Here is a 6,337-nt window from a genome sequence, read left to right as displayed (position 1 = left end):
TAGCTGGGGGTTTTCTGTGCACAAAAAACCGCCGGAAGATCCCGGCGGCGGTGGCTTCGTGGCGGCTAATAAGATGAAACACGAGACCGTCACGACATAACTAACAGGCAATGCAATAATTACGATTTATTGTTGCCGTGGCTATTTTTGCCCCCTTTCTTGCCTGCTTCTGAAGCGCGTTGCGGGTCATTCTTAAAGTTGCCCCCGCTGTGCTGGCCACCTTTTCGACCTGCTTCTGATGCTCTTTCGCGGTCTTCCGCAAAGTTACCGGAACCGCCTCGATGGTTTGCCATTACTGACCTCCGTCATTGATTAGACATCATATTGCATAGGTACTGAGGAGTGATACCTCAACGCAGCGTCCGGGCGATGCCCTTGTTTTCGCTACGTGGAATTAAGCTTAGTGAAGACCGGCCTGTTGACCAGCAAACTGTAATATCCTGCAACAGGATCCGCCGCATAACCAAAATAATAACATCAAGAAATCAATAAGCCTTTCTTATGACTACCGAATTTCTCCCGGTTAAATATGTATCATTTTGCAACAAAAGAGGATGTTATAAAAATTGTTATAAATCAAAGAAGTGTTTGTGAAATTTGCACTCCTGACAGTACGTCATATCTTTATAGGTAGGTAGCGAATCGCTACGAACACGGTTAACTCGAGGAGTAGTGTAAAATGGCAAAAGTTCTGGTGCTTTTACATAGCTAAACACGCATTAACCCCTACCTGTAAATAACAGGACTATATCAGGTGAAGTTGGGCTTGTTCCAACCCCTATTCCTATTCAATTTAAAGGCATTTTTCCAAGAATTCATGCAGTTCTACACAGATTCTATGCAGTATCAGCACAGTCTCTTTTTAGAGTAACTTATTGATATCTATAAAAAATCTGTACAACCTCTGTTTAGAGAAAACTGTGTCGTATCAGTCATCCCTCTCTCGACTCCTAGAAAAGTGCTATATACAGGAATATATAACGCTATCTATGCAGTTGGTCGCTATCAATAATCACTAAAGGTGACTATCAAACTACTTAACAGTTTTTTATGTGAATATTAGAAAGTGACGGTTGTAGTTACCTTGTCAAATCTTCATAGCGCTCTATTCACCAGTCTCAAAAGGAAGTCCTTGTGAGACACTTTCATCATAACGGTAGAATGCACCTTCCAAGTGTCTCATAAGCTTGCTTTTGATTTTTGAGACAGCTAAACTTATGAGACTAACTTTTGAGACTTCTTAGGGAAAACATTATGGCGATACTTGGATATTGCAGGGTGAGTACAGATGACCAATCTATCACTAACCAGCAAATGCAAATTGAAGAGGCAGGGTACAACATTGCTAAATGGTTCACTGATGAAGCTGTCAGTGGTTCTGTCAAAGCTTCTTTAAGAAACGGTTTCAGCAGTTTGTTAGCTTATGCACGAGAAGGTGACACCGTGGTAGTGGTGGCTGTAGACCGTCTTGGACGTGACACAATTGATGTGTTATCAACGGTTAAAGCGCTACAGGCTAAAGGTGTGACAGTTATCAGCCTTAGAGAAGGGTTTGACTTATCAAGTGCTATGGGTGAAGCAATGTTAGGTATTATGTCAACATTGGCACAGCTTGAGAGAAGCTTGATAGCAGAGCGTAGAAAGGCTGGTATTGAACGTGCTAAAGCCGAAGGGGTACATATGGGAAGACCCGTAAAAGCTTCTTCAGAGGCTGTACAGGCGCTTATTTCAAAAGGTAAGACACGGTTACAGGTTCAGGAAGAGTTAGGAATCTCTAAAGCCACCTTCTACAGACTTGCTAAATAGGTTATTAAATAGTTACAGGGGTGTGATGTATATTTTAAAATTCTGCAAAGGGGGTGCTATAGCGAGAATGTACCGTACCAAGCAGATATAGACCTGTGGCAGATATTTTTGAAGATTCTCAGGGAGGGGATATATAGAAGGGGCTAGTCATTTTTTATAAAAAAATTTTGAGGCTGGATATTGTCTGTACAGATTTTATACAAACAAAAAAGGACTCCCGAAAGAGTCCCTGTAAGTCGATTTTTAACGTGGCTACGACAATCCACCCACACCGTACCTGACACTACCATACAGCACCCTACCCGACCTTACCTCGCCGGACACTGCCATAAAGAGGTACATGGTTACTTTGGAAGTAAACCTAGTACAGTGAGCCATTATACATATCGAGATAATAACGTCAAGAAACTTTTAACAGGAGGGGTTCCTATGGTCACTATATCCCTCTCTTCCCAATAAGAGAGTCTATATAGCACCCAAGCAACTATTGACTAATAGATTCGATAGAGTCTATCTCATAGGTCAACTTCATAAACTCAGAGCTAAGTTACCTTGAAAGATTCTACCAAGAAACTACACAGGTGTTACCAAGTTGCTAGGAAGGGATGTTTAACGGGAGGAAGAGAACCATGAAACCGGAGGTAGGCTCTATCTTAACAGTGACTGTAAGAGATATTCTTGAGAGTTTCTAAACAAACCTTCTTAAATGAAGGGCAGATATCCGAGAAGATATCTCGTTTAGAAGACTTCTCAAAAGCTCTTAAGAAGTCTGTTAAGTAAGGGCATGTCAAAAATATTAGCATTTGTCAAGGGGTCTGTCTTTAGCAAAAAGTGCTAAACTCAATAAATAGCACTAAATGCTAAACAAGTGTTTAATAATTATACTAAGGACGCTTCGCTTGTGTCACATCCAATAATCAATGTCGGTCGTTATCATGGTGGTTCTGATGACTGGCGTACACCGTATCGTTTATTTCATAACCTGCATCGTGAGTTTAACTTCAGTCTGGATGGTGCTGCATCTGAGCATGACACGTTACTACCACGGTTCACCAATGATATAGCCAATCAATCGTGGATTGGTGAAAAGGTCTTCTGTAACCCGCCGTTTAGCATGGCTGAAAAGTTCCTCTTAAAAGCCCCTGAAGCTGATGTGTGTGTATGTCTGGTTCCGCACAGGTCAAAGACAACTTACTGGCTTCGATGTGTATATACAAACCCCTTCCTGCATGAGATTCGAACGTTACACCGAGCAGTCAAATACCTTCCACCAGCAGGGAAGAGAGGTGTTGTAGTGCGTTCACCGTTTCCAAGTTGCGTCTTAATATACAGGAACACACCCCGCAAACCGAAGGCTGAAGTTACACAGACAATCTATTGTGGTGACACAATGCTTTTACTTGCCGTGGTTAATAGGGGTGGTTTACGTGGAAGACCTCATATGCACGATGCACAGACGCTCGACAGGCTGATTAAAATGTATGACCAAGGGCAACCCATTAAGAGTATAGCCGAAGCGCTAAGAATGCCTCTAAGCACCACTTACAAGATTGTTCAAAGGTTGAGCTAAGATTCTCATATAGAGTGCTGATTACGAGAATGTTAAAGAGGCGATTCCCCTTTCTGGGGTTATTCGCTTTTTACTGGAAGGGGTATTTTACAGAGGTTTTTCAAACCCCCTCAATAATAGAAACGAGCAACAAACGAAGAGCGAGAAACAAAATATTGAGATTGGTGAACGGGGTCTGTAAATATTGTTTAAGGGGGCGGTTAAGAAGGGAGCTTCCCTTTCTGGGGTGTCGCTCTATGGGTGAAGTTAACCTTTGAAGTTCCCTGTGAAGAGTCTTGTCAGTTCTATATATTGGCCAATTACAACTCATTGATGAATAAGGATTTTTTCTACAAACTGTCAACTAGATAGCTGAAAGTGACCAACTGAAATATACAGCTTCCCGGCTTTGTCAAGAGATTTCACTACCCACCAGCTAAAATACTTCAGAGGTGGGAGTGATAGGGGTTAGGATGGGTCTTGGTGGTTGTCTTCACGGCCTCTGTCTTTCAGGTCAAACGACCATTCACGACCAAACAACCTAAAGACGATAAGCACTCTTAGGATGAAGTAACGGAGCAGGACGCCAATAACAAGCCCGACACCGCCACCAGCAAGGTTATCCGCTAGGGTCTGAGGGATGGTAAACATTCATATTCTCTTCCTGTGTGCAATGCAAAACATGTGACCGAACGATACAGCCACGCCTTCTAATAATCCCTCTCTCATAAAACCATTATACCACAAATGTTACGAAGTTGTTAAAAAACACTTGACATTAGCCCTTGAAACTGCTAATATTGTATATATAGTTAACAGAAACATAACATCTTATGAGGGTCAGAATATGAATGATAGACGCAGAATTTAGAGCGATGCTTCAGGCATCAAAAGAACGCAACAAGCACAACTCCTACGCTTACACAAACAACCCAACCCGCCACGAAGTACCCAAGTTCACCAGAGCAGAGCGCAAAGGCATTGACGAAGTAATTCGGGCAATTACACCGAGGAACCGTTATATGCCAACACGAAAAACAACAAAGAACACTATCAAGAATTATCTGGCTAACTTTGATTCTTACGAACAACTACCAAGCAAGCTTGATGATATTTTTATTGGATTCTGTAGAAGCGAGGGTCACCCGAAATACAACAAGAAATTGTTTTATCTTCTGAAGAATCTTGATGAAATTAACTCAGGGGTAGTGACAAATTATCTTCAGCGACAAGCAACCCGACTAAGCTACGAATTACCAACTGATGCCTATTGTGCATTGCTTGCTGTGATGTGCGCAAAGTTAATTGGTGTTGTTGAACATCATATTGCCGTTGGAAACATCGAACCAATCGAAAACGAACAAGCAGACTTTGAGTTTGACCCATATTTATTGGCAGAAGGATTTTAAATAATGACCAAACACACATTAACCAGAGTTACAAAGACAGCCTTTGACGAACTTAACCGAATCAAAAACATTACAGGGTTATCACATGCAGCAGTAATGAAACTTGCAATTAACCGTGACATTAACGAACAAGATTTGCTTAATAGTCGCTTAGAGTCTGCAAGGCATCATATCAGGATTACACAAGATGACCTTGATAGTCTGAAGTCTTCAAATGCTTTTAAACTGGACTTGGCAAGACTTTTAAGCATCAAGATTCAAAAGTTAGCGATGGAGGTTTAATGTATGACTTTTATAAACATCGTGACCATTTGGTAAGATTTGACGGCAAGGTCTGGAAAGACGTAACGCAAACTAATAAACCTAAGTTTACCCACCAGCAATTAGCCTCAAGATTCGATATCTGGACTGAAGCACAAAAAGATAATGGTGATTTCGAGTTTATCAGAGGTTTTGATTATGCTTACGAAGACGACCTTAAAGACGCCATTAAATTAATTGAGAATTTCAACTCTATTAAAAATGGTGACAAACACAAAGCCAATGGTAACAGATACGATAAAGATTTAATCATTGATGCAATCACCAAAGGACAATCACAAAGTTATATTTCTGAGAAATACGGTTTATCACGTAGTCAATACTACAAGATTAAAGCATCCGTGTAAGTATGTGAGAATGAGTGAGACTCAGAGATGAGTTACCCTATTACTAAGGTGTCTCACTCCCTCTGTAACCCGCATGGTTACTGACCTCAGAATGGCTATTTTGACAGGTTTAAGATGTGTTTTAATTGATTCGATAGAAACTATCTCATAGAGGATTTAAAAAATGAACGAATACCCATTACAGATTTTTGTTGATACTGACACAGTAAATATGGTTCAGGCTTTCGCTGATGCAGGTATTAGCATTGACTTTGACAAGTTGTTAGCTTTGACGGCTGAGAACTCAGAAGAAATTGAAGATTATATTCAGTCGGTGAAGTTTAACGAGCCTCGAATGATGCTACCGATTACAGACAGCAACATGAAGCGCTTAATTATCGAACAGACAAACAAATACAGCATTTCCCCAGAGCAATTTCTGAAAGGTGCTGTGACAATTATCTACAGTGACAATATTTTTCAACTACAAACAAACGAGGTTTTACACTAATGAAAGTACAAATTGACATGAGTATCAAAAAGTTCGACTTTGAAAAAGTCTTTGAGCGGGTTAAAGGTGATATCGGGGTGTATAATAATATCACTATTGGTGAGCCTGTAGGAGTTATTGAAGTTCCTGATTCTCTGATTGAGACAAATGGCGCTTACTTTGCCTCTCCTGTGCATGCTGTTAAGCGAGTTATCATTGCCGCAAGAGCAAAAGGGATTCTGTAATGGATTTAGTAATTGCTTGGACGATGTTGGGTTTATTATGTGGCTACTGGATAGGTAACACAGTAAATAAGAATTGATGTTACCAGATTGTTAAAAATGTGTTTGACAAATAGCGTTAAACATGCGAATATAGTTATATAGGGAGAGCAATTCTCTCTATTTATATTTCAACAAAAAACATCTAGTGGATA

Annotated in this window: 9 protein-coding genes; 7 read left to right on the top strand and 2 right to left on the bottom strand. The window is 40.5% G+C overall.

Annotated features, from left to right (window positions below; translation table 11 throughout):
* Window positions 1-119: 119 nt before the first annotated feature.
* On the bottom strand, window positions 120-293 hold the full coding sequence (locus tag FDX04_RS04755; protein ID WP_003036022.1) for a general stress protein: 174 nt from the start codon (window positions 291-293) through the stop codon (window positions 120-122).
* A 961-nt stretch (window positions 294-1,254) separates the two neighbouring features.
* Here FDX04_RS04755 and FDX04_RS04750 point away from each other — a divergent pair.
* Window positions 1,255-1,806, top strand: a complete 552-nt coding sequence (locus FDX04_RS04750) for a recombinase family protein (RefSeq protein ID WP_137370517.1) — start codon at window positions 1,255-1,257, stop codon at window positions 1,804-1,806.
* 868 nt (window positions 1,807-2,674) lie between these two features.
* Window positions 2,675-3,376 carry a DNA N-6-adenine-methyltransferase gene (locus FDX04_RS04745; protein WP_371415427.1) on the top strand — a complete coding sequence of 234 codons (702 nt, stop codon included), beginning with the start codon at window positions 2,675-2,677 and terminating at the stop codon, window positions 3,374-3,376.
* A gap of 447 nt (window positions 3,377-3,823) precedes the next feature.
* Here FDX04_RS04745 and FDX04_RS24635 read toward each other — a convergent pair whose 3' ends face one another.
* Entirely contained in the window at window positions 3,824-4,006 is a 183-nt protein-coding gene (locus FDX04_RS24635; protein ID WP_137370515.1) for a hypothetical protein, read from the bottom strand.
* 200 nt (window positions 4,007-4,206) lie between these two features.
* Here FDX04_RS24635 and FDX04_RS04735 point away from each other — a divergent pair, with 200 nt between their 5' ends.
* The 5 genes from FDX04_RS04735 to FDX04_RS04715 all read left to right on the top strand — a co-directional run bounded on the left by FDX04_RS04735 (window position 4,207) and on the right by FDX04_RS04715 (window position 6,146).
* The gene (locus FDX04_RS04735; RefSeq protein WP_137370514.1) at window positions 4,207-4,764 is read left to right on the top strand and encodes a hypothetical protein; all 558 of its coding nucleotides are present in this window, start codon (window positions 4,207-4,209) and stop codon (window positions 4,762-4,764) included.
* Window positions 4,765-5,046: a hypothetical protein gene (locus FDX04_RS04730; RefSeq protein WP_137370513.1), complete on the top strand. Its 282-nt coding sequence runs from the start codon at window positions 4,765-4,767 to the stop codon at window positions 5,044-5,046.
* Window positions 5,046-5,432: a hypothetical protein gene (locus FDX04_RS04725; protein ID WP_000272011.1), complete on the top strand. Its 387-nt coding sequence runs from the start codon at window positions 5,046-5,048 to the stop codon at window positions 5,430-5,432. Before FDX04_RS04730 ends, FDX04_RS04725 begins: the two co-directional genes overlap by 1 nt.
* A gap of 163 nt (window positions 5,433-5,595) precedes the next feature.
* Window positions 5,596-5,922 carry a hypothetical protein gene (locus tag FDX04_RS04720; protein ID WP_137370512.1) on the top strand — a complete coding sequence of 109 codons (327 nt, stop codon included), beginning with the start codon at window positions 5,596-5,598 and terminating at the stop codon, window positions 5,920-5,922.
* The gene (locus tag FDX04_RS04715) at window positions 5,922-6,146 is read left to right on the top strand and encodes a hypothetical protein (protein ID WP_137370511.1); all 225 of its coding nucleotides are present in this window, start codon (window positions 5,922-5,924) and stop codon (window positions 6,144-6,146) included. The genes FDX04_RS04720 and FDX04_RS04715 overlap by 1 nt, the downstream gene beginning before the upstream one ends.
* Window positions 6,147-6,337: the final 191 nt, after the last annotated feature.

Origin of the sequence: Citrobacter sp. wls615, from assembly GCF_005281355.1 — a bacterium.
GTDB lineage: Bacteria > Pseudomonadota > Gammaproteobacteria > Enterobacterales > Enterobacteriaceae > Citrobacter > Citrobacter werkmanii.
This window is presented reverse-complemented; position numbering and strand designations above follow the sequence as displayed.

Coding starts and splice junctions, on each gene's coding strand:
- FDX04_RS04755 (WP_003036022.1), bottom strand. CDS start 293: ATGGCAAACCATCGAGGCGGTTCCGGTAACTTTGCGGAAGACCGCGAA.
- FDX04_RS04750 (WP_137370517.1), top strand. CDS start 1,255: ATGGCGATACTTGGATATTGCAGGGTGAGTACAGATGACCAATCTATC.
- FDX04_RS24635 (WP_137370515.1), bottom strand. CDS start 4,006: ATGTTTACCATCCCTCAGACCCTAGCGGATAACCTTGCTGGTGGCGGT.
- FDX04_RS04735 (WP_137370514.1), top strand. CDS start 4,207: ATGATAGACGCAGAATTTAGAGCGATGCTTCAGGCATCAAAAGAACGC.
- FDX04_RS04725 (WP_000272011.1), top strand. CDS start 5,046: ATGTATGACTTTTATAAACATCGTGACCATTTGGTAAGATTTGACGGC.
- FDX04_RS04720 (WP_137370512.1), top strand. CDS start 5,596: ATGAACGAATACCCATTACAGATTTTTGTTGATACTGACACAGTAAAT.
- FDX04_RS04715 (WP_137370511.1), top strand. CDS start 5,922: ATGAAAGTACAAATTGACATGAGTATCAAAAAGTTCGACTTTGAAAAA.